The 20,889-nt window shown below is 72.4% G+C and carries 14 protein-coding genes; 10 read left to right on the forward strand and 4 right to left on the reverse strand.

What is annotated here, in order from left to right:
• The first annotated feature begins 117 nt into the window (after window positions 1-117).
• On the forward strand, window positions 118-5,613 hold the full coding sequence (locus IEZ27_RS30230) for an ATP-binding protein (protein WP_189650356.1): 5,496 nt from the start codon (window positions 118-120) through the stop codon (window positions 5,611-5,613).
• Between the two features lie 143 nt (window positions 5,614-5,756).
• On the forward strand, window positions 5,757-6,215 hold the full coding sequence (locus IEZ27_RS30235) for a hypothetical protein (protein ID WP_189650357.1): 459 nt from the start codon (window positions 5,757-5,759) through the stop codon (window positions 6,213-6,215).
• Between the two features lie 37 nt (window positions 6,216-6,252).
• Here the strand turns inward: IEZ27_RS30235 and IEZ27_RS30240 are convergent, their stop codons facing one another.
• Window positions 6,253-7,716, reverse strand: coding sequence for a hypothetical protein (locus IEZ27_RS30240; RefSeq protein WP_189650358.1), 1,464 nt, complete (start codon window positions 7,714-7,716; stop codon window positions 6,253-6,255).
• 269 nt (window positions 7,717-7,985) lie between these two features.
• Here IEZ27_RS30240 and IEZ27_RS30245 point away from each other — a divergent pair, with 269 nt between their 5' ends.
• From IEZ27_RS30245 to IEZ27_RS30265, 5 genes are all read left to right on the forward strand, one after another.
• The gene (locus IEZ27_RS30245) at window positions 7,986-9,950 is read left to right on the forward strand and encodes a glycosyl hydrolase family 8 (RefSeq protein ID WP_189650359.1); all 1,965 of its coding nucleotides are present in this window, start codon (window positions 7,986-7,988) and stop codon (window positions 9,948-9,950) included.
• A 74-nt stretch (window positions 9,951-10,024) separates the two neighbouring features.
• Window positions 10,025-11,077 (forward strand): right-handed parallel beta-helix repeat-containing protein, encoded by a 1,053-nt coding sequence (locus IEZ27_RS30250; protein WP_189650360.1) that lies wholly within the window; start codon window positions 10,025-10,027, stop codon window positions 11,075-11,077.
• 243 nt (window positions 11,078-11,320) lie between these two features.
• Window positions 11,321-12,649 (forward strand): discoidin domain-containing protein, encoded by a 1,329-nt coding sequence (locus IEZ27_RS30255; RefSeq protein WP_189650361.1) that lies wholly within the window; start codon window positions 11,321-11,323, stop codon window positions 12,647-12,649.
• On the forward strand, window positions 12,650-13,822 hold the full coding sequence (locus tag IEZ27_RS30260) for an MFS transporter (protein ID WP_189650362.1): 1,173 nt from the start codon (window positions 12,650-12,652) through the stop codon (window positions 13,820-13,822). It begins immediately after the preceding gene.
• Between the two features lie 37 nt (window positions 13,823-13,859).
• On the forward strand, window positions 13,860-14,795 hold the full coding sequence (locus IEZ27_RS30265) for a TolB family protein (RefSeq protein ID WP_189650363.1): 936 nt from the start codon (window positions 13,860-13,862) through the stop codon (window positions 14,793-14,795).
• A 36-nt stretch (window positions 14,796-14,831) separates the two neighbouring features.
• On the opposite strand, the gene IEZ27_RS30270 is transcribed toward IEZ27_RS30265, so the two are convergent.
• Both IEZ27_RS30270 and IEZ27_RS30275 read right to left on the reverse strand, forming a co-directional pair.
• Entirely contained in the window at window positions 14,832-15,455 is a 624-nt protein-coding gene (locus IEZ27_RS30270) for a response regulator (protein WP_125638021.1), read from the reverse strand.
• Window positions 15,452-16,663 (reverse strand): sensor histidine kinase, encoded by a 1,212-nt coding sequence (locus IEZ27_RS30275; protein ID WP_189650364.1) that lies wholly within the window; start codon window positions 16,661-16,663, stop codon window positions 15,452-15,454. The genes IEZ27_RS30270 and IEZ27_RS30275 overlap by 4 nt, the downstream gene beginning before the upstream one ends.
• Before the next feature lie 200 nt (window positions 16,664-16,863).
• Between IEZ27_RS30275 and IEZ27_RS30280 the strand changes: the two genes are divergently transcribed.
• Both IEZ27_RS30280 and IEZ27_RS30285 read left to right on the forward strand, forming a co-directional pair.
• Window positions 16,864-17,409 carry a GlcG/HbpS family heme-binding protein gene (locus IEZ27_RS30280; protein WP_229824484.1) on the forward strand — a complete coding sequence of 182 codons (546 nt, stop codon included), beginning with the start codon at window positions 16,864-16,866 and terminating at the stop codon, window positions 17,407-17,409.
• 136 nt (window positions 17,410-17,545) lie between these two features.
• Window positions 17,546-18,139, forward strand: a complete 594-nt coding sequence (locus IEZ27_RS30285; protein ID WP_229824485.1) for an ankyrin repeat domain-containing protein — start codon at window positions 17,546-17,548, stop codon at window positions 18,137-18,139.
• Between the two features lie 146 nt (window positions 18,140-18,285).
• Here the strand turns inward: IEZ27_RS30285 and IEZ27_RS30290 are convergent, their stop codons facing one another.
• Window positions 18,286-18,897, reverse strand: a complete 612-nt coding sequence (locus IEZ27_RS30290) for a TetR/AcrR family transcriptional regulator (RefSeq protein WP_229824486.1) — start codon at window positions 18,895-18,897, stop codon at window positions 18,286-18,288.
• A 310-nt stretch (window positions 18,898-19,207) separates the two neighbouring features.
• Between IEZ27_RS30290 and IEZ27_RS30295 the strand changes: the two genes are divergently transcribed.
• Entirely contained in the window at window positions 19,208-20,833 is a 1,626-nt protein-coding gene (locus IEZ27_RS30295; RefSeq protein WP_189650368.1) for an ABC-F family ATP-binding cassette domain-containing protein, read from the forward strand.
• Window positions 20,834-20,889 lie beyond the last annotated feature (56 nt).

Below are 20,889 nucleotides of genomic sequence, written 5' to 3' on the forward strand. Positions count from 1 at the left end.
TAGACCGACATTGGTGCATCAGGCGTTGATCGAGCACGGTAGAGACAGTGACGTGCGAGGCTCCGGGAACCGTCCCGGACTTCGCCTTCTGTACGGGGTACGTGGGAGGCTCAACCGGTGTTCAATCGTGTCGCCATCGTCAACCGCGGAGAGGCCGCGATGCGGCTCATCCACGCCGTCCGGGATCTCTCGGCGGAGACCGGCAAGCGGATCGAGACGATCGCGCTCTACACCGACGCCGACCGCGAGGCGACCTTCGTCCGCGAGGCCGACGTCGCCTACCCGCTGGGCCCCGCGTCGGCCCGGCCGTACCTCGACCACGCCGTGCTGGAGCGGGCGCTGATCGAGACCGGGGCCGACGCCGCGTGGGTCGGGTGGGGCTTCGTCGCCGAAGACCCGTCCTTCGCCGAGCTGTGCGAGAAGATCGGCGTCACCTTCGTCGGGCCGAGCGCGGAGGCGATGCGCCGGCTCGGTGACAAGATCGGCGCCAAGCTCATCGCCGAGGAGGTCGGCGTCCCGGTCGCGCCGTGGAGCCGCGGCGAGGTGGCCACGCTGGAGGACGCGCTGCGCGCCGGCGGCGAGATCGGCTACCCCCTGATGCTCAAGGCCACCGCGGGCGGCGGCGGGCGCGGCATCCGCATGGTCGCCTCGGCCGAGGATCTGACCGACGCCTACGAGCGCACCAGCCAGGAGGCCGAGCGCGCGTTCGGCTCGGGCGTGGTCTTCCTGGAGCGCCTGGTCACCGGCGCCCGCCACGTCGAGGTGCAGGTCATCGCCGACGGGCAGGGCACGGCGTGGGCGCTGGGCGTGCGCGACTGCTCGGTGCAGCGGCGCAACCAGAAGATCATCGAGGAGTCCGCCTCCCCGGTCCTGGCCGACGACCAGGCCCAGCAGCTGAAGGCGTCGGCCGAGCGGCTCGCCGTGGCCGTCGGCTACCGCGGCGCCTGCACCGTCGAGTTCCTCTACCACCCCGGCGACAAGATGTTCGCCTTCCTGGAGGTCAACACCCGGCTCCAGGTCGAGCACCCGATCACCGAGCTGACCACCGACACCGACCTGGTCCGGCTCCAGCTCCACGTCGCCGCCGGCGGGCGCCTGGAGGGCCCCCAGCCGCGCGAGAGCGGCCACGCGGTCGAGGCCCGGCTCAACGCCGAGGACCCCGACCGCGACTTCGCGCCCGCGCCCGGCCGCATCGCGCGCCTGGTGCTGCCCACCGGGCCCGGCATCCGCGTCGACACCGGCGTCAGCGAGGGCGACACCATCCCGGCCGACTTCGACTCGATGATCGCCAAGATCATCGCCTACGGCCGCGACCGCGAGCAGGCCCTTGCCCGGCTGCGCCGCGCGATGGCCGCGACCACCGTGATCGTCGAGGGCGGCGCGACCAACAAGAGCTTCGTGCTCGACCTGCTCGACCAGCCCGAGGTCATCGACGCCAGCGCCGACACCGGCTGGATCGACCGCGTACGCGCCGAAGGCCGCCTGGTCAGCCACCGCCATTCCGCGGTCGCCCTGGCCGCCGCCGCGATCGAGGCGTACCAGGACGAGGAGGAGGTCAGCCGCGGCCGGCTGCTGACCACCGCCCACGGCGGGCGTCCGCAGGTGCAGCACGAGAGCGGCCGGCCGCTGACGCTCAAGCTGCGCGGCGCCGCCTACCGGCTGCGGGTGGCCAGGGCCGGGCAGAGGCGCTTCCGCGTCGTCATCTCCGACGGCGAGCGTTCCCAGCCGGTCGACGTCGAGATCGACCGGTTCGACGAGCACAGCGGCCGGATCATGGTGAACGGCCGCCGCTTCCGCCTGATGTCGGCCACCCACGGGCCGATCCACCTGGTCGAGGTCGACGGCGTCACCCACCGCATCAGCCGCGACGAGGGCGGCGTCGTCCGTTCGCCCGCGCCCGCGCTGGTCGTGGCGACGCCCCTGTCGGCCGGTGACGAGGTCGAGGCCGGCGCGCCGCTCCTGGTGCTCGAAAGCATGAAGATGGAGACGGTGCTGCGGGCGCCGTTCCGCGCCCGGGTCCGCGAGTGCGCCGTCTCGGTCGGCAGCCAGGTCGAGGCCGGCGCGCCGCTGATGCGCCTGGAGCCCCTGGCCGGCGCCGAGGCCGAGCAGGCCGCCGCCGCCACGGCCGCCGCCGAGATCGACCTGCCCGCCGCCCCGCCGCGGGCCTCGGCCGCCGAACGGGCCGAGCGCGGCCTGGCGGACCTGCGCGGCGTGCTGCTCGGCTTCGACGCCGACCCCCACGACCGCGCGCGGATGTTGTCGGACTACCTGGCCGCGCGGGCCGAGCTCGACGACCGGGTGATCGAGGGCGAGCTCGACCTGCTCACCGTCTTCGCCGACCTGTCCGAGCTGAGCCGCAACAAGCCCGGCGGCGAGCTCGACGTCGAGCCCGGCAGCCCGGTGCACAGCCCGCGCGAGTACTTCCACAGCTATCTCCAGAGCCTCGACGTCGAACGCGCCGGCCTGCCCGAGGCGTTCCAGGCCAAGCTGACGCGCATGCTGCGCCACTACGGCGTCGACGACCTCGACCGCACCCCCGAGCTGGAGGCGGCGCTCTTCCGGATCTTCCTGGCCCAGCAGCAGATGACGACCGGCGTCTCCGTCACGTCGGAGCTGCTGCGCGCCTGGCTGGCCGGCTCGTCCCCGCGCGAGTCGCTCGGCGAGCGCGCCGGCCTGGCCCTGGAGCACCTGGTCGAGGCCACGCAGGTGCGCTTCCCCGTGGTCTCCGACCTGGCCCGCGGCGTGGTGTTCCGCTGGTTCGCCCAGCCGCTGCTGCGCCGCAACCGCGCCAAGGTCTACGCCGCCGTCCGCGACGAGTTGCGCCACCTCGACCGCGACCCGGACGCGCCGGACCGCGCCGAGCGCATCCAGGCCATGGTGGCCAGCTCCGAGCCGCTCGTCCGGCTGCTCGGCCAGCGCATCGGCCGTCCCGAACGCGACCTCGCGCCGCTGCTGGAGGTCCTGACCCGCCGCTACTACGGCAACCGCGGGCTGTCGCAGGTCACCACCCGCGACGGCGCCGGCTGCCGGTTCGTCACCGCCGAGCACACCGGCGCGCGCGGCGTGACCCGCCTGGTCACCACCGCCGTCGACATCGCCGCCCTGCCCGACGCCCTCGACGCCGTCGGCGCGCTGGCCGAGGGTGTGGGCGAGCGCGGGCTCGTCGCCGACCTCTACCTCACCTGGGACGGCCAGCCTGACGCCGAGGCGATGGCCGTACGGCTCGGAGGGCTGCTGGCCGCCCGCCCGCAGCCCGGCGTACGGCGGATCACCACCACCGTCGTGGGCACCAGCGGCGCGGTGATGCACCACCACTTCACCTTCCGCCCCGACGGCGCGGGCTTCGCCGAGGACCGGCTGATCCGCGGCCTGCACCCGCAGATCGCCCAGCGCCTGCAGCTGCACCGGCTCCAGGAGTTCGACCTCACCCGGCTGCCCTCCTCCGACGAGGAGATCTACCTGTTCAGGGCCGTCGCCAAGAGCAACCCGGCCGACGAACGGCTCATCGCCATGGGCCAGGTCCGCGACCTGACGCCGCTGCGCGAGGCCGACGGCCGTCTGGTCGCGCTGCCCGCCGTCGAGGACGCCCTCACCGCCGGCCTCGACGCGATCCGCAACATGCAGGCCCAGCGCCCCCAGAACAAGCGCCTCGACACCAACCGCATCATGATGTACGTCTGGCCCTCGACCGAGCTGACCACCGACGAGCTCAACATGCTGGTCCAGCGCATCCTGCCGACGACCGCGGGCGCCGGGCTGGAGGAGGTCCAGTTCGTGGCCCGCCAGCGCACCCCCTCGGGCGAGCTGAGCGAGGTCGCCGTCCGCATCACCCTCGACTCGGGCCACGGCGCGAGCCTGCACGTCGGCAAGCCGTCCGACGAGCCGGTGCAGCCGCTGGACGACTACCGCCAGAAGGTGCTGCGCGCCGCCCGGCGCGGCAACGCCTACCCGTACGAGCTGACCGGCCTGCTCGCCGGCCCCCGGGGCCGCTTCGTCGAGCACGACCTCGACGGCGACGGCACGCTCGTCCCGGTCGACCGGCCCAAGGGCGGCAACTCCGCGGCGATCGTGGCGGGCGTCGTCACCACGCCGACCGAGCGCCACCCCGAAGGCGTCACCCGGGTGGTCCTGCTCGGCGACCCGACCAAGGCGCTGGGCGCGCTGTCGGAGCCGGAGTGCGCGCGGGTGATCGCGGCGCTCGACCTGGCCGAGCGCATGCGCGTGCCGCTGGAGTGGTTCGCGTTGTCGGCCGGCGCGCGGATCTCGATGACCTCGGGCACCGAGAACATGGACTGGGTGGCCGCCGCGCTCAAGCGCATCGTCACCTTCACCCAGGCCGGCGGCGAGATCAACATCGTGGTCGCCGGGATCACCGTGGGCGCGCAGCCGTACTGGAACGCCGAGGCCACGATGCTCATGCACACCAAGGGCATCCTGGTCATGACGCCCGACTCGGCGATGGTGCTCACCGGCAAGCAGTCGCTCGACTTCTCCGGCGGCGTCTCGGCCGAGGACAACTTCGGCATCGGCGGCTACGACCGCGTCATGGGCCCCAACGGCCAGGCCCAGTACTGGGCGCCCAACCTGCCGGCCGCCCGCGACGTGCTGATGGCCCACTACGACCACACCTACGTCGTGCCCGGCGAGAACGGCCCCCGGCAGGCCCCCACCGCCGACCCGGCCGACCGCGACGTCCGCGACTACCCGCACTCCGTCGCGGGCAGCGACTTCGCCACCGTCGGCGAGATCTTCTCCGCCGAGCACAACCCCGACCGCAAGAAGCCGTTCGACATCCGCACGGTGATGCGCGCCCTGTCCGACCAGGACCACCCGGTGCTGGAACGCTGGGCGGGCATGGCCGACGCCGACACCTCGGCCGTCCAGGACGTGCACATCGGCGGCCGGCCGGTCTGCCTGATCGGCATCGAGTCGCGGCCGGTGCCGCGGCGCGGTTTCCCGCCCGCCGACGGGCCGGACTCGTACACGGCCGGCACGTTGTTCCCGCGTTCGTCGAAGAAGACCGCGCGGGCGATCAACGCGGCCTCCGGCAACCGGCCGCTGGTCGTGCTGGCGAACCTGTCCGGGTTCGACGGCTCGCCGGAGTCGATGCGCAAGCTCCAGCTCGAGTACGGCGCCGAGATCGGCCGGGCCATCGTCAACTTCGACGGGCCGATCGTGTTCTGCGTCATCTCCCGCTACCACGGCGGCGCGTTCGTGGTGTTCTCCAAGGCGCTCAACCCGAACATGACCGTGCTGGCGCTGGAGGGCTCGTTCGCCTCGGTGCTCGGCGGCGCCCCGGCGGCGGCCGTGGTGTTCTCCGGCGAGGTGAACAACCGCACCGCGACCGACCCGCGCGTGAGCGAGCTGCAGACGCGGGTCGCGGCGGCCAGCGGTGCCGAACGCGCGGCGCTGAACGCCCAGCTCGCCGAGGTGCAGTCGGCCGTCCGGGCGGAGAAGCTCGGCGAGGTCGCCGCGGAGTTCGACCGGGTGCACAACATCCAGCGCGCGGTCGAGGTCGGCTCGGTCGACGCGATCATCAGCGCCGCCGAGCTGCGCCCGCGCGTCATCGAGGCCATCGAACACGGCGTGGCCAGGCTGACCCAGGGCTCCTGAGCCCGTCCGTCCGTCCCGCCCGGCCCCTCCCGGGGCCGGGCGTGTTTCCGGGCGGCTCGTCGTACGATCGGCGTGGCGTCCCCGGCCGCCGGGGCGATGTGACCACAATGGGAACCGTCCGGTCACGTACGGTGAGGGGAAAGATGCGGTCGATCACTTTGATGGCGGCGGCCACCCTCGCCTCCGCCCCCGCCGGCCCGGCCGCCTTCGCGGAGGTGGCCTCCGGCCAGGACGATGACACCTCCTGGCAGAAGCTCACGTCGTTCCGGGTCTCGCCGGACGCGCCGCACCAGAACGACGTCATCCGGATCCTCATCCACTGCCCCACCCAGGCCAACCATGCCGTCGTCGGCTCCACCGCGTTCCCCATCAAGGGGTCGTGGCGGATGTTCCGCGAGGTGGGGGTCGGGCTGGGGGGCCTGGGCTTCGGCAAGCGGGGCGTCGTCATCTCCCGCTTCGCGCCTCCGGGGGAGCACGAGGTGCGCATGAAGTGCGTCCAGGTGAGGGCGGACATGCTGACCGGCCTCAGAACGGTCAAGGTGCTCAGCCGTTCCGCGGTCTCTCTGGTGGTGCGCCCGTTGCGGGTCGGCCAGTTCTTCTGACGGGGTGGCCGCCGGCCCACTGAGGGCGGGTACGGCCCTATTTCCGCAGCAGGTCGCGGACCTTTCCCGCGACCTCGAACGACGTCACCGCGCCGGGATCCAGCCACGTCGCGATCTGGACCAGGGTGAAGATGATCGCGCCCAGCAGCAGCAGGCCGTGCGCCTCCGCCGGAACCACGTCCGTGCAGGTGATGACGACCCACGCCGCGGGAACGGGCAGCAGCGTCGTGAGCACCCGCGACAGGGCGCTTCGTACGAGACCGACCCCCGTAGGGGCCTCCGTCGCGGCGGCGTCGCCGAGGATCTGCCGCCATTCCCCCGACACGGCGCAGATCGCCGCCTGGACGAAGAAGTCCCGCATCTCCAGGAGGTTCCTGTCGCCGCCGAGCACGGCCCGGGACCTGTACTGCCGGATCCGGAAGGCCAGCCGAGCCCCGAGCCGCCGGGCCTCGGAGTCGATCGCCCGGACGCCGGTCCGCTGCGACCTGACCCACAGGGTTTCGATGGTCCTGGCCACGGACTCCAGCGCGTCGCCCAGCCCTCTCAAGCGGCTGCGGGGGACGTACGCGCCTTCGTCCGTCGCGTCGTCCAGCAGCTTGGCGACGTGCACCACCTGGTAGATCGACAGCGCCATCGCCGACTCCGCCGGGGTGTAGGTCGGTGACGTCTGCCCGGAGATGAGATGCCCGAGTCTGCCGAGAAGGGACAACAGGATCGAGAGCAGCAGAACGCCGAAGACCACCCGGAGCGAGCCGGTGATGACCGCCGCCCAATCGATCGCCCGCAATTGCGGCACCTGCGTGCCCAGGCCGAATCCGGTGGAAAGGGCTTTCAGCTGGACGGCGATGCCGGTGGTGAATTCCCTGCCGAATTCCGGCCGTATCTGAATGAGCAGCAGAACCGCGAAGACGCTCAGGCGTACGACCGTCATGAGGCGGCCGCGAAGCAGTCGCCGCGCATTCGTGTGAATCACGTCGTACAAGAAGTAGAGCATCAGGTACGCGGCCATCGTCCACACGTTCGGCGGGGTGAGCGAGCCGAAGAAGGGGATCACCACGAAGATCACGGCGACGATCCCCAGCAGGGTCGCCTGGACGCCGAAGACGACGCGGTTACGCTCGAAGAATGGGTCGTTGAGCGGGTGGACGCGCCATCTCGTGGCGAGCAGGCACCGGGTGCAGTCCTCGATCGCCGCGTACGTCTTCTCCCGCTGGCCGGGGTCGAGGGCCGAGATGGCCGACAGGCGTTCGGCGTATGATTTCGCCCGTTCTTCGTTCTCCGCCTGTTTTCCCGGGGCCAGGCCGACCCATTCCGCTTTGACCGCGCCCGCGCTCTTCTCCACGCGTGCCACTATCTCGGCGGCGCCCGCGCTCATGACCGGGCGGACGTCTTCGGCGAGCCAAATGACGAACAGTTCGAGCGCCGTCCGCGCCGCCTGCCGCAACTGATGTCCGGCCACCTGTTTTGTTCGAGGTGACTGTTCCTGGCCCTCGGGGTCCATGGCCAACATTGTGCACGGCTTCACGGCGTCCGCCGGGGCACTTGTCGCCATCCGCCCTTCGGGGTTCTCGGCCGGAGGCGCCCGTCCCCCGACCCCCTCCGTCCCCGTCGCGGGCGGCGGCGGAGGTTGGTTTGGGGGGAAGGGTTGCGGATGGGGGTGTTCTTGTTTAGCGTCCGCTGTGAGGGTTAGGAAAGTTTCCTAACGCCTGTCAGCGATCACGGTCCACGTGCGGATGGCCCCATGGCACCCCCTATCCGAAGGATCAACGCATGATCAGACATCCTGAGCGGCGCGCCCGGCGCGTGCCGCTTCTCGTCACGACTCTCCTCGCGGCCCTGGTGGCGGCCGCCCCCCTGGCACCCCCGGCCAGTGCCACGAGCGGTTCGGCCGCCGCCGACACACTGCTGTCGCGGGGCAGGCCGGCGACCTCGTCCTCGACCGAGGGCAGCGGCTTCGAGGCGGCCAAGGCGGTGGACGGCAGCGCCTCCACCCGCTGGGCCAGCGTCGAAGGCCACGATCCCGAGTGGATCAGGGTCGACCTCGGCGACACGTACACGATCTCCCGCGTCAAGCTGACCTGGGAGGCGGCCTACGGCAAGTCGTACCGGATCCAGACCTCTCCCGACGGCTCCACCTGGGCCGACGTCTACTCCACCACCTCCGGCAACGGCGCGACCGACGACCTGACGGTCAGCGGCAGCGGCCGGTACGTGCGCATGTACGGCACCGCCCGCGGCACCTCGTACGGCTACTCGCTCTACGAGCTGGAGGTCTACGGCAGCGGCGGCGGCGGCACCGACACCACCCCGCCCTCCACCCCGGCCGGCCTGCGCGTCACCGGCACCACCTCCACCAGCGTGTCCCTGGCCTGGGACGCCGCCACCGACGACGTGGGCGTCACCGGCTACCCCGTCTACCGGGGCTCGACCCTGGTGGCCACCGCGACGGGCACCACGTACACCGACACCGGCCTGACCCCCGCCACCGCCTACGGCTACACGGTCAGGGCGCGCGACGCCGCGGGCAACCAGTCGCCGGCCGGCGGCGGCGTCACGGCCACCACCCAGCCCGGCGGCGGCGGCGGTCCGGCCGTGCCCTTCGGCAGCCACACCATCCCGTACGCCGCGGGCATGCTCCGCCCGTCCGGCGACCAGGCCACCCTGGACGCGCGGGTGGTCGACTACTACAAGCGCTGGAAGGCCGCCTTCGTCCGGCAGAACTGCGGGAACGGCTGGTACGAGGTCATCTCGCCGGACGCCGACCATCCGTACGTGGCCGAGGCCCAGGGCTACGGCATGGCCATCGTCGCGACCATGGCCGGCGCCGACCCCGACGCCAAGAAGATCTTCGACGGCCTGGTCAAGTGGATGATCGACCACCCGTCCTCGATCAACCCCGACCTGCTGGCCGCCGAGCAGGACACTGCCTGCAAGAGCGTCGACGGCGGCGACGGCGCCACCGACGGCGACATGGACGTCGCCTACGGCCTGCTCCTGGCCCACCGGCAGTGGGGCAGCTCGGGCACGTACAACTACCTCGACCTGGCGATCAAGCACATCAACGCCATCAAGAAGGACGAGATCAACCCGTCCACGAACCTGCTGAAGCTGGGCGACTGGAGCAGTTCGGGCGACCAGTACTACTACATCACCCGTACCTCCGACTGGATGGTCGACCACTTCAGGGCCTTCAGGAAGGCGACCGGCAACAGCGCCTGGGACACGATCAGGACCGCGCACCAGAACCTGATCACCACCCTCCAGGCCAACTACGCCTCCGCCACCGGTCTGCTGCCCGACTTCGTGGTCAACACCAACACCACCGCCAAGCCCGCCCCCGGCCAGGTCCTGGAGGACCCGAACGACGGCCAGTTCTGGTGGAACGCCTGCCGCACCCCGTGGCGCATCGGCGACGACGCCGTGACCAGCGGGGACGCCAAGTCGCTCGCCTCGGCCAGGAAGCTCAACTCCTGGATCAGGAGCAAGACCGGCGGCGACCCCGGCAAGATCGCGATCGGCTACAAGCTGAACGGCACACAGATCTCCAGCGGCAGCGAGGCCGCCTTCTTCGCCCCGTTCGCGGTGGCGGCGATGACGGACTCCGGCAGCCAGGCCTGGCTGGACGCGCTGTGGACCAAGATGCTCGGCACGCCGATCGACGCGAGCAGCTACTACTCGGCCAGCATCCAGCTCCAGGTCATGATCACGGTGACCGGCAACCACTGGGTGCCCTGACCGTCCGGCGGAATCCGTGGCCGTGCCCGCGGTTCCCGTCCGCGGGCACGGCCGCCCCGAAGGGAGGACATCTCATGAGACGGGCTCTCGTGGCCGGACTGCTGCCCCTCCTGCTCTCCTGGCCCGCCCCCGCCGGTGCGTCGTCCGCGACGGCGGAGGTGGACGTCTCCACCGCGGCCGAGCTGGCCGGGGCGCTGGCCGGGGCGGTCGCGGGGCAGACCATCAGGCTCGCGCCCGGCGAGTACCACGGCGCCTTCGTCACTCAGCGCCCAGGCACGGCCGCCGCGCCCATCACGCTGACCGGGCCGGCGAACGCCGTCCTGGTCAACGACGGGCCCTCCGGCAGCGCGCCGCCCTGTCCCGCGCCCGGCGGCGGGTGGGATCCGGGCTACGGGCTCTGGTTGTTCGGGGCGCCGTACTGGCGGCTCACCGGGTTCACCGTCAAGGACTCCAAGAAGGGCATCGTCCTGGACGACTCCGCCCACGTGGTGATCGACGGCGTGTACGTGCACCACGTCGAGGACGAGGGCGTGCACTTCCGGCGCAGCTCGTCCGACGGCGTCATCAGGAACTCCCGCGTCACCCACACCGGCCTCCTCCAGCCCGGGTACGGCGAAGGCGTCTACCTCGGCTCGGCCGGCTCCAACTGGTCCTGCCACGGCAACAGCGGCGGCGTGGACCGGTCGGACCGCGTCCAGGTCGTCGGCAACACGATCGGCCCGTACGTCGCCGCCGAGCACATCGACGTCAAGGAGGGCACGAGCGGCGGCCTGATCCGCGGCAACACCTTCGACGGCACCGGCCTCAGCGGCCAGAACTCGGCCGACTCGTGGGTGGACGTCAAGGGAAGCGGCTACACGATCGACGGCAACACGGGCACGTTCGCCGCGCCCGGCACGTTCGCCAACGGGTACGAGACGCACAATCCGGTCACGAGCCCGTCCTTCCTCAACGGTTGCGGGAACGTCTGGCGCGGCAACCGCTCGGCCCTCGGCGGGGTGGGCGCGTACGCCATCAAGATCACCTCCACCTCGAAGTGCGCGGCCGCCCCGAACGTCGTGTACTCCTCCAACACCGTCACCGGCGCCACCAGCGGCCTGACCAACGTCCCGGTGACGCCGGGCTGAGAGCCCGCACCGGCCCGCCGCCCGCCCCTCGGGCGGCGGCCTCGGCGTGCCCGCGTGAACGATCGGTGAGCTGGTTAAGAAAGGTTCCTAACTTTCTTGACAGCCCTCCGCGCCCTGGTCCACGATCCCGGTAAGCGGCTCGGCGCGGCATCCCACGAGGATGTGACGCGCTCAGCGAGAGGTTCTCCTGCCCCGGCCGCTCACCGGACCGTGCTCCGATCTCTCACCCCCAGGAGAATCGCCATGTCCAGAGTCCGCCTGGCCCTCATGGCCTGCACGGCCGTGCTCGGCCTGGTGGCCGGCCTGCTCGTGGCCGCCACCGCCTCGGCCGGCATCGCCGAGACCCTGCTGTCGCAGGGCAAACCCGCCACCGCCTCCTCCAAGGAAGCCTCCTCCTACGCCGCCGCGAAGGCGTTCGACGGCGACCTCGCCGCCACCCGCTGGGCCTCGGCCGAAGGCCACGACCCCGAATGGCTGCGGGTGGACCTCGGCGCCTCCCAGCAGATCTCCCGGGTCAAGCTGACCTGGGAGGACGCCTACGGCAAGTCGTACAAGATCCAGACCTCGGCGGACGGCACGGCCTGGACCGACGTCTACTCCACCGGCTCGGGCGACGGCGGCGTGGACGACCTCGCCGTCACCGCCACCGGCCGGTACGTCCGCATGTACGGGACCACCCGCGGCACCTCCTACGGCTACTCCCTGTGGGAGATGCAGGTCTACGGCGGCGGCACCCAGCCGACCGACCCGCCCACCGACCCGCCGGGTGACACGTTCGTGGTGGCCGCGGCCGGCGACATCGCCGAGCAGTGCACCGCGAGCTCCGCCTCCTGCGTGCACCCGAAGACGGCCGCCCTGGTCGAGTCGATGAACCCCGAGTTCGTCATCACCATGGGCGACAACCAGTACGACGACGCCCTCCTGTCCGACTTCCGCGCCTACTACGACAAGACGTGGGGCAGGTTCAAGGCCAAGACCCGCCCGGTGCCCGGCAACCACGAGACCTACGACCCGGCCGGGTCCGAGGCCGGGTACAAGTCGTACTTCGGTGCGATCGCCTTCCCGCAGGGCAAGAGCTACTACAGCTACGACCGGGGCAACTGGCACTTCGTCGCGCTCGACTCCAACCACTTCGACCAGTCCGCCCAGATCACCTGGCTCAAGAACGACCTCGCCGCCACCACCAAGCCGTGCGTGGCCGCGTACTGGCACCACCCGCTGTTCAGCTCCGGCGAGCACGGCAACGACCCCGTCTCCAAGCCCGTCTGGCAGGCGCTGTACGCGGCCGGCGCCGAACTGGTGCTGAACGGGCACGACCACCACTACGAGCGCTTCGGGCCGCAGAACCCGAGCGCGCAGGCCGACACCGCCAAGGGCATCGTCGAGGTGCTGGGCGGGATGGGCGGCGCGTCGCCGTACCAGATCGAGAACGTGCAGCCCAACAGCCAGAAGCGCCTGACCGACACCTTCGGCGTGCTGAAGCTGACCTTCGCCGGCAACACGTTCGGCTGGCAGCTCGTCGGGACCGACGGCTCGGTCAAGGACAGCAGCCCGACCTACTCCTGCCACTAGATGTACATCTCGCTCCTCGGCACCCGGCTGACCAGGGCGGTGCCCGCCAACGTGGTGGCGCTCGGCCTGGTCAGCCTGGTCACGGACATCTCGTCGGAGATGGTCACCGCGGTGTTGCCGCTGTACCTGGTGGGCGCCCTCGGGCTCAGCCTGGTGCAGTTCGGGCTGCTGGACGGCCTGTACTTCGGCGTCACCGCGCTGGTCCGGCTGGCCGGCGGGCACGTCGCCGACCGGTGGGACCGGCGCAAGCTGGTCGCGGGGCTCGGCTACGGCCTGTCGGCCGTGTGCAAGCTGGGCCTGCTCGCGGCCGGCGGATCGGCGGCGGCGCTCGGCCTGGTGCTGGCCGCCGACCGCACCGGCAAGGGGCTGCGCACCGCGCCCCGCGACGCGCTCATCACACTGAGCGCCCCGGCCGAACGGCTGGGCGGCGCGTTCGGGGTGCACCGGGCCATGGACACCGTGGGCGCCTTCCTCGGGCCGCTGGCCGCGTTCGGGGTGCTGACGGCGACGGCGGGCGCCTACGACGCGGTGTTCGTGACGAGCTTCTGCGTGGCCGCGCTGGGCGTGCTGCTGCTGATCCTGTACGTACGGGACCGGCGCGGCCCGCTGACCGCCCGCGTACGGCTGCGGGCGGCGGTCATGAGGGAGGCCGGGTTCCGCCGGGCCTGCCTGGTGGCCGTGGCGCTCGGCCTGGTGACCGTCAGCGACTCGTTCGTCTACCTCGTGCTGCAGCGGCGGTTGTCGATCGCGCCCGAGTTGTTCCCGTTGTTGCCGCTCGGCACCGCGGCGGCCTACCTGGTGCTGGCGGTGCCGCTCGGCAGGCTGGCCGACCGGTTCGGCCGGGCCGCGGTGTTCGTCGCCGGGCACGTGGCGCTGCTGGCGGCCTACCTGGTGCTCATGGGCCCGGCCTGGCTGGTGCCCGTACTGGTGCTGCACGGGCTGTTCTACGCCGCCACCGACGGGGTGCTCATGGCCCTGACCGGCCCGATGTTGCCCGAGGGCGCGCGTACCGGCGGCCTGGCGCTGCTCCAGACCGGTCAGGCCACGGCCCGGATGGTGTCGTCCATCCTGTTCGGCCTGCTGTGGGCGGGGGCGGGGGAGGGGACGGCGCTCGCGGTGATGGCCGCCGGCCTGGTCATGGCCGCCGCCACCGCCTGGCGAACACTGCGATGACGATGACGATGACGATGGCGATGACAGGGAGGTCTCGTTGAGAAGGTTGCTCGTTCTCGTCGTGGCGGTGGTCGTGCTGGCCGGTGGCGCGACCGCCTACGCCACGTGGGCGTCGTCCTCGCGTCCGTCCGCGCCCGTCGCCGCGGGCTTCGACGCCGCCGAGCCGGGCCGGGTGCTGGTACGCAGCGGCGGACGCGTCGCGTCGGTGCCCGCCGCCGACCCGGGCGCGCCGCCGCGGGTCAGCTCCCGGGCCTGCGACCGCTTCTACACGGCGAACGGCACCACCCTGTGCCTGGTCGTCCGGCCCGGCCCGCTGCCGACGACCCAGGCGCTCGTCCTGGACCGGTCGCTGAGGGAGACCCGCCGGATCAACCTGGCCGGGGTGCCGAGCCGGGCCCGCGTGTCCGCCAGTGGCCGGATGGCCTCCTGGACGGTGTTCGTCACCGGCGACTCCTACAGCAGCGGCGGCTTCTCGACCTGGACCGGCATCCTCGACACCCGGACCGGCTACCTCATCACGAACATGGAGGACATCCCGCTCTACCTCGACGGCCGCCGCTACCACTCCGCCGACGTCAACTACTGGGGGGTCACGTTCGCCGCCGACGACAACCGCTTCTACGCGACCGTCGCGACCAAGGGCAAAACGTACCTGGTGGAGGGCGACTTCGGCGCCTGGCGTGCCCGTACGCTGCGGGAGAACGCCGAGTGCCCGTCCCTGTCGCCGGACGGGACCCGGCTGGTGTTCAAGAAGCGGGTCTCGCCGGGGCCGTGGCGGCTGCACGTACTGGACCTGGCCACCATGCGCGAGAGGCCGCTGGGGGAGCGGGCCAGCATCGACGACCAGGCCGCCTGGCTGGACGACCACACGGTCATGTACGCCAAGGACGGCGACGTGTGGGCGGCCGGCGTCGACGGCGGCCCGCCGCGCCGGATGATCGCCGACGCGACCTCGCCCGTGCCCGTCCGGTGACGACCGGCGCCGGAACGGCCGTCACCGGCCGCGGGTTCAGGGCAGGCGGATGAGCCGCCGCTCGACCGCGGCGGTGACGGCCGCCGTACGCGTCTCCACGCCCAGCTTGTCGTAGATGTGCACCAGGTGGGTCTTGACGGTCGCCTCGGTGATGTAGAGCCGCCGGGCGATCTCCCGGTTGCTCGCGCCACTGGCCAGCAGCTCGAGCAGCTCGACCTCGCGGGCGCTCAGCGCCGGGCCGGGCTCGCGCATCCGCCGCATCATCCGGGTCGCCACCTTGGCCGACAACACGCTCTCGCCCCTGGCCGCGGCCCTGATGCCCTGGAACAGCTCCTCCGGCGGGCACGCCTTGAGCAGGTAGCCGATGGCCCCGGCGTCGACGGCCCGCATGATGTCCGCGTCGCTCTCGTACGTCGTCAGCACCAGCACCTGCGGCGGCGCGGGCAGCTCGCGGACCCGCCGGGTGACCTCCACGCCGTCGATGCCCTCGCCGAGCTGAAGGTCCATCAGCACGACGTCGGGGGAAGCGGCGGCGATGCCGCGCAGCGCCTCCGCGCCGTCGGCGGCCTCACCGACAACCTCCATGTCGGCCTCGCCGCCGAGCAGCGCCACCAGCCCCGCCCGGACCACCGGATGGTCGTCGACCAGGAAGAGTCTCATGCGCCGCCGTCCCTGTTCGGGACGCGCGCAGGCCACGCGGCGGGCACCCGGGCCGCGACCGCCGTGCCCTCGCCGGGCGCGCTCTCGACGACCAGGACGCCGTGCACCTCCGCCAGCCGGTCGCGCATCGCCCGCAGCCCGTAACCCCGGCCGGGAGCGGGCGCGGGCTCGGCGAAGCCGGCGCCGTCGTCGAACACGTCGAGCGTGACCTCGCCGTCGAGGTAGGACAGCGTCACCGTGGCCGTCACGGTCGCCGCCGCCGTGCCCGCCGTGCCCGTCGTCGGGCCCGCGTGGTCGCGGACGTTGGCGAGGGCCGCCTGGGCCACCCGCAGCAGCGCCGCCTGCACCTCCGGCGCCAGCGGGTACTCCTCGCCCGCCAGCCGGAAGCGCACCCGAGGCCCGGTGTCGTCGGCGTCCGCGCAGAGCCGGGCCAGCGCCTCGGGCAGCGAGACGTCGACCAGGCCGGGCGGCTGGAGGTCGCGGACGAACCGCCGCGCCTCGTCGAGATTGTCGGCGGCGGCCGCGGCGGCCCGGCGTACGTGGGCGCGGGCCTGCTCGGGGTCGGTGGCCCACATGCGGTCGGCGGCCTGGAGCAGGATGCCCATGCTGGTCAGCCCTTGGGCGAGCGTGTCGTGGATCTCCCTGGCCAGCCGCTCGCGCTCCTCCAGCACGCCCGTGCGGTGGCGGGAGTCGGCCAGCGTGCCACGGGTGCTGATCAGGTCGTCGATGAGGAGCTGCCGGGCGGCGCTCTCACGTTGCAACTCCCCGAAGATCACCGCCGTCATGGCCGCGATGCCGACCGGCGCGAGGATGAGGCTGACGTCGAGCTCCTTGGCGATCTCCAGCTGGGCCACGATCACCACCAGGGTCAGCGCCGCGGCGGCCATCGCGAAACCGCGCGCGTTGAGCAGCCGCAGGCACAGGAAGAGCAGGGGGACCGCGCACCAGCTGAACGACGGCGCGAGCATCACCAGCACGAGCCAGACCGCCGCCACGCCGCCCAGCCAGACCAGCCGCCCCCGTTGCCCGAGCCGGTTCCACCACAGGATGCCGGCCGCGTACGCGAGCGCGAGCAGGCCGCAGACGGCCAGCGACGTCACCGTCTGGGCGACCATGCCGTGACGGGACACCAGCCGCAGGGCCGAGGCGGCGAGCAGCAGGTAGAACCCCACGTGCATGGCCCAGTTGAGCCAGGTGCGCTCCCTCATCGCCCTCCCCTCGCCACGCGTTCCGACACTATCCCCTGCCGAAGACTGGGCCCCGACAGCACGGCGGCGCATCAACCGATCGGTTGACCCGGCGCTCGACCGCCCGGCGCGCGGGGATCGCCCGTGTTCCCGATGGCCCGGGGCGCTCCGGCAGGAAACCTGGAGATGTCCGACTTCGCCTTGCCGAACTGGAGATGACCATGAAGATCCGTACTCGCCTGGCCGCCGGCTCGCTCGCGGGGCTGGCCGTGCTGGCCGGCGCCGTCGCCGCCACGTCGCCCGCCCAGGCCGCCGAGGCGCACGCCGTACGGGCCGCCGCGAGCGAGCCCGTCGTGCAGACCGGGACGCTCTCCGCCGACGCCGCCCTGAAGATCGCCGACGCCGCGCTGAAGGAGGCCGTCAAGCAGAAGCAGCGGGTCTCCGTCGTGATCGTCGACCGGTCCGGCGCGACCCGGCTGGTGCTGAAGGGCGACGGCGCGGGCCCGCAGACCGAGGAGTCGGCCAGGCGCAAGGCGTTCACCGCGGTCTCCTTCGGCCGGACGACCAGCGAGCTCGGCAAGGGCATCAACGGCGGCGGACCGTCCATCGCCGACATCCCGGGCACCCTCTTCCTCGGCGGCGGCGTTCCGGTCGCCTCCGGCGGCGCGCCCATCGCGGGCATCGGCGTCGGCGGCGCCCCGAGCGGCGACATCGACGAGTCCATCGCCCAGGCCGGCCTGAAGGCGGTCGCCGGGCAGCTTCGCTGACCGGCCGTACGGCCCCGGCGCACGGCCGCGGGCGGCATCACGGAAGGATGAGGGGATGAAGCGCCGAGCCGTCCTGACCTCCGGAGTCGGGCTGATGCTCGCGGCCTGCGGCGGACGAAAGACGAAAGGAGCGGGAATGATCGACGAGGAACTGCTGGCAGGGGCCGCGCGCGGGGACGTCGTCGCCGTCCGGGACGCGCTCGGGGCCGGTGCCGGCGTCGAGGCGCGCGACGCGCAACGCCGTACGGCCCTGCTGCTGGCCGCCGCGGCCGACCACGTCGAGGTGGCCAAGGTGCTGATCGCGGCGGGCGCCGACCCCGACGCCCAGGACGTCAAGAACGACACCCCCTGGCTGGTCACGGGCGTCACCGGAAGCGTGGCGATGCTCAAGGCGCTGCTGCCCGCCGGGCCCGACCTGACCAGGCGCAACCGTTACGGAGGCGTCTCCCTCATCCCCGCCTGCGAACGCGGGCACGTCGAGTACGTCCGCGAGGTGCTGAAGACCGGCATCGACGTCGACCACGTCAACGACCTGGGCTGGACGGGCCTGCTGGAGGCGGTCATCCTCGGCGACGGCGGCGAGCGTCACCAGGAGATCGTCCGCCTGCTCATCGCCGCGGGCGCCGACGTCGACCTCGCCGACCGCGACGGCGTCACCCCCCTCGCGCACGCCGTCGCCAAGGGCCAGCGCCAGGTGGCCGCCCTCCTCCGCGCCGCCGGAGCCCACTGAGCCCCGGAAACTCCGTCACCGGAGAGGGCCGGAACGGAGGCCGCGCCGCGGACGGCGACGGCCCGGCCCCTGAAACACGGCGACGACGGGGAGTTCGTCCGGGCCGCCGCGCTCTGAACGCCGCACCCCGTCAACGCCGCAACCTGTCAGGGCCTCGCCGGGCCGGTGTCGCGCAGGTGGGCGATGCCCAGGTCGAGCGCGGCCTCCAGGTGGGTGGTCTCGCCGGTGGACAGCAGGATCAGCACGCCGCCCTGGATGCCGGCGAGCAGGGCGGCCGCCGCGCGGTCGGCGTCGAGACCGGGATCGATCTCGCCGGCGGCCTGCATGTGCCGCACCCCGGCGGCGATCTCGCCCTGCCAGCGCCGCATCAGCTCGGTGACCACGGCCTGGGCGCCCGGCGTGCGGTTGCCCAGGTGGGAGGTGACCGAGTTGAGCGGGCACAGCCGGCCCTGCCGCCGGTAGCGGTCGACGACCGTGTCGCGCCACGCCTGCCAGGCGGCCCAGGAGGTGAGGGCGCCGAGCTGGGGCCGCTGGTCCTCCAGCACCCGGTCGGCCTCCAGGCGGGCCACGGCCAGCAGCAGCTCCTCGCGCCCGCCGGGGAAGTAGTGGAAGAGCTGGCTCTTGCTCGTCGAGGTGCGGGCCAGCACGTCGTCGAGGGTGGTGGCGGCCACGCCGTGCTCGCGGATGTGGGTGGCCGCGCCCTCCAGGATGCGCCGCCGGGTGGCGGCTCCCTTGCGGGTCAGCGTACGCGCGGTCACCCTCCGGATGTTAGCCGCACGGCCCGCTTCGATGCGCTCCACTACCGGGGCGCTCGACCACCGGGCGCGCAAGGAGGCGGCGGCCGGACAGCGGGGGGCGCCTGCTACACTGTGAGACGCTTGTGGCATACCAGCTAGGAGACCAGACATGGCAGGTGACGACGACATCTCCGGGTGATACCGGAGGTTGATCGGCCCCGGCGTGAGCGCATGAGCGCCGCCGGTGTGGCCTGTTCGTCGTTCCCGAATCCCTGTCCCTTTTTCCGGGTGGCTTCGGCGCGCCCGCGTTCTCCGTTGAGGTCTTCTTCGTATGTCCGACGCGTTCATCGTCTGCTCCAACCTGTCCTTCTCCTGGCCTGACGACACCCCCGTCTTCAGCGACCTGTCCTTCAGCGTGCCCGGCGGCCGTACGGGCCTGGTCGCCCCCAACGGCGCCGGCAAGAGCACGCTGCTCAAGCTGATCGCCGGCGAGTACCGGCCGCGGGCCGGCAGCGTGTCGGTCAACGGCGTGCTCGGCTACCTGCCGCAGAGCCTGCCGCTCGCCGGCGACCTGACCGTGGCCGAGGTCCTGGGCATCGCCCCGGTGATCGCCGCGCTCAACGCCATCGAGGCGGGCAACACCGCCGAGGAGCACTTCACCACGATCGGCAACGACTGGGACATCGAGGAACGCACCCGCGCCCAGCTCGACCGGCTCGGCCTCGGCCACCTCGACTTCGCCCGCAGCCTGGGCACGCTGAGCGGCGGCCAGATCGTCTCGCTCGGCCTGGCCGCGCAGCTGCTCAGGCGGCCCGACGTCCTGCTGCTCGACGAGCCCACGAACAACCTCGACCTCGACGCCCGCAACAGGCTGTACGCCGTGCTGGGCGACTGGAAGGGCTGCCTGCTCGTGGTCAGCCACGACCGTACGCTGCTCGACCGCATGGACCGCATCGCCGAGCTCGAACGGGGCGAGGTGCGCTTCTACGGCGGCGACTTCACCGCGTACGAGGAGGCCGTACGCACCGGGCAGGAGGCCGCCGAGCGCAGCGTGCGCAGCGCCGAGCAGGAGCTCAAGCGCGAGAAGCGGGAGATGCAGCAGGCCCGCGAACGCGCCGAGCGCCGGGCCGGCAACGCCGCCCGCAACCTCAAGAACGCCGGCCTGCCGCGCATCTTCGCAGGGAACATGAAACGCGGCGCGCAGGAGTCGGCCGGCCGGGCGGGCCAGACGCACGCCGCCCGCGTCAGCGACGCCAGGGCCCGGCTCGACGAGGCGGGCCGCGCCCTGCGCGACGACCAGCGCATCTCCCTGCAACTGCCCGGCACCAACGTGCCCGCCGGGCGCACGGTCTTCCACGGCGAGCACCTGACGGCCCGCGGCCTGTTCGCCGAGCCGGGGATCGACCTGATCGTCCGCGGGCCCGAACGGATCGCGCTGACCGGCCCCAACGGCGCCGGCAAGTCCACACTGCTGCGCCTGATCAGCGGCGACCTGCGACCCGACGGCGGCACCGTCAGGCGCGCCGACGGCCGGGTGGCCTACCTGTCGCAGCGGCTCGACCTGCTCGACGAGGAGCTCACCGTCGCCGAGAACCTGGCCGCCTCCGCCCCCGCCATGCCGGCCGCCGACCGGATGAACCTGCTGGCCCGCTTCCTGTTCCGGGGCGCCCGCGCCCACCTGAAGGTCGGCGTGTTGTCGGGCGGCGAACGGCTGCGCGCCACGCTGGCCTGCGTGCTGTGCGCGGAGCCGGCGCCGCAGCTCCTGCTGCTGGACGAGCCGACCAACAACCTCGACCTGGTCAGCGTGGGCCAGCTGGAGAGCGCGCTCGGCGCGTACGAGGGGGCGTTCGTGGTGGTCAGCCACGATGAACGCTTCCTTGAGGAGATCCGGGTGGAGCGTCGGCTGGAGTTGTCCGGCGGGCGGCTGCTGGAGGCCGGGGGGCCCGCGCTGGGATGACGCGGCCTTGCCCGACACGTTACTGAACTTGGACAATTCGTTCTCTTGTGTCATTC

The sequence above is a fragment of the Nonomuraea spiralis genome (genome assembly GCF_014648435.1).
GTDB classification, from domain to species: Bacteria; Actinomycetota; Actinomycetes; order Streptosporangiales; family Streptosporangiaceae; genus Nonomuraea; species Nonomuraea spiralis.

What these genes read in the sequence shown, in the direction of transcription:
- IEZ27_RS30235 (WP_189650357.1), top strand. Translation starts at nt 5,757, where the DNA reads ATGCGGTCGATCACTTTGATGGCGGCGGCCACCCTCGCCTCCGCCCCC.
- IEZ27_RS30240 (WP_189650358.1), bottom strand. Translation starts at nt 7,716, where the DNA reads ATGGACCCCGAGGGCCAGGAACAGTCACCTCGAACAAAACAGGTGGCC.
- IEZ27_RS30245 (WP_189650359.1), top strand. Translation starts at nt 7,986, where the DNA reads ATGATCAGACATCCTGAGCGGCGCGCCCGGCGCGTGCCGCTTCTCGTC.
- IEZ27_RS30250 (WP_189650360.1), top strand. Translation starts at nt 10,025, where the DNA reads ATGAGACGGGCTCTCGTGGCCGGACTGCTGCCCCTCCTGCTCTCCTGG.
- IEZ27_RS30255 (WP_189650361.1), top strand. Translation starts at nt 11,321, where the DNA reads ATGTCCAGAGTCCGCCTGGCCCTCATGGCCTGCACGGCCGTGCTCGGC.
- IEZ27_RS30260 (WP_189650362.1), top strand. Translation starts at nt 12,650, where the DNA reads ATGTACATCTCGCTCCTCGGCACCCGGCTGACCAGGGCGGTGCCCGCC.
- IEZ27_RS30270 (WP_125638021.1), bottom strand. Translation starts at nt 15,455, where the DNA reads ATGAGACTCTTCCTGGTCGACGACCATCCGGTGGTCCGGGCGGGGCTG.
- IEZ27_RS30275 (WP_189650364.1), bottom strand. Translation starts at nt 16,663, where the DNA reads ATGAGGGAGCGCACCTGGCTCAACTGGGCCATGCACGTGGGGTTCTAC.
- IEZ27_RS30280 (WP_229824484.1), top strand. Translation starts at nt 16,864, where the DNA reads ATGAAGATCCGTACTCGCCTGGCCGCCGGCTCGCTCGCGGGGCTGGCC.
- IEZ27_RS30285 (WP_229824485.1), top strand. Translation starts at nt 17,546, where the DNA reads ATGATCGACGAGGAACTGCTGGCAGGGGCCGCGCGCGGGGACGTCGTC.
- IEZ27_RS30295 (WP_189650368.1), top strand. Translation starts at nt 19,208, where the DNA reads ATGTCCGACGCGTTCATCGTCTGCTCCAACCTGTCCTTCTCCTGGCCT.